Source organism: Bacteroides sp. 11BF (genome assembly GCF_019633765.1).
GTDB classification, from domain to species: domain Bacteria; phylum Bacteroidota; class Bacteroidia; order Bacteroidales; family Bacteroidaceae; genus Bacteroides; species Bacteroides hominis.
Window position 1 is genome coordinate 1 of the sequence record NZ_JAFKPJ010000063.1, and the last position, 1758, is coordinate 1758.

The 1758-nt window shown below is 47.8% G+C and carries 1 rRNA gene; it reads right to left on the bottom strand.

Going from position 1 to position 1758, the window contains the following annotated elements:
* Positions 1-1668: ribosomal RNA gene (locus JZY04_RS20980) — 23S ribosomal RNA — on the bottom strand; the annotation flags it as partial.
* Positions 1669-1758 lie beyond the last annotated feature (90 nt).

Here is a 1758-nt window from a genome sequence, read left to right on the forward strand (position 1 = left end):
AACCCGACTACGTGTGTCCGTTTGCGGTACGGGTACCATTAAGATTAAGTTTAGCGGATTTTCTTGGGAGTATGTTTACACGCACTATTACCGTTTTCCGAGGAAATTGGTATACTGTCAGGTTCGACTCTTATCCCGGATTTGCCTGGGATAATCAACATCTACACCCTTTAACGGACTATTCCGTCAGTCCGCGGCGTTGTCACTCCTCCGTCTCCACGTCACTCTTAATGCTAGTACAGGAATATTAACCTGTTCTGCCATCGGCATCACCGTTCGGCTGAGCCTTAGGACCCGACTAACCCTGATCCGATTAGCGTTGATCAGGAAACCTTAGTCTTGCGGCGAGGGGGTTTCTCACCCCCTTTATCGTTACTTATACCTACATTTGCTTTTCCACACGCTCCAGTAAAGCTCACGCTTAGCCTTCAACGCAGAGTGGAATGCTCCCCTACCGATACTTACGTATCCCATAGCTTCGGTAAAACACTTAATGCCCGATTATTATCCACGCCAAACTCCTCGACTAGTGAGCTGTTACGCACTCTTTAAATGAATGGCTGCTTCCAAGCCAACATCCTAGCTGTCTTAGCAATCTGACTTCGTTAGTTCAACTTAGTGTTTATTTGGGGACCTTAGCTGATGGTCTGGATTCTTCTCCTTTAGGACATGGACCTTAGCACCCATGCCCTCACTCCTGAGATCGAACTAATGCGCATTCGGAGTTTATCAAGACTTGATAGGCGGTGAAGCCCTCGCATCTTATCAGTCGCTCTACCTCACATTAGTAATTCTCAAGGCTGCACCTAAATGCATTTCGGGGAGTACGAGCTATCTCCAAGTTTGATTAGCCTTTCACCCCCACCCTCAGGTCATCCGGAAGCTTTTCAACGCTTATCGGTTCGGTCCTCCAGTTAGTGTTACCTAACCTTCAACCTGCCCAAGGGTAGATCACTTGGTTTCGCGTCTACTCCTTCCGACTATCCGCCCTGTTCAGACTCGCTTTCGCTTCGGATCCACATCTCAAGATGCTTAACCTTGCCGGAAAAAGTAACTCGTAGGTTCATTATGCAAAAGGCACGCCGTCACAACTTACGCTGCTCCGACCGCTTGTAGGCGCATGGTTTCAGGGACTATTTCACTCTTCTATTCGAAGTGCTTTTCACCTTTCCTTCACAGTACTGGTTCGCTATCGGTCTCTCGGGAGTATTTAGCCTTACCGGATGGTCCCGGCTGGTTCACGCAGAATTCCTCGTGCTCCGCGCTACTCAGGATACCACTACGCTTCAGTTACCTTAGAATACCGGGCTATCACCGTCTATGGCGCGACTTTCCAGTCGCTTCTTCTCAATAACTTTCTTGCGAGAGCGTGGTCCTACAACCCCACACATGCCGTAACATGGGTGGTTTGGGCTATTCCCCGTTCGCTCGCCACTACTAGGGGAATCATTATTTATTTTCTTTTCCTGCAGGTACTAAGATGTTTCAGTTCCCTGCGTTAGCCTCCAACTTGGTTGGATGACATTCCTTCAGAATGCCGGGTTGTCCCATTCGGAAATCTTCGGATCAAAGGTTATTTGCACCTACCCGAAGCTTATCGCAGCTTATCACGTCCTTCATCGCCTCCGAGAGCCAAGGCATCCGCCATGCGCCCTTATTTACTTTCTTTTATCGCCAGGTTCATCTCCTTTTCTTAAAAAGGATCTGAACCAAATGGTTCGATATATACTTTTAGCTCTTACTAAATTTACTTTTTTT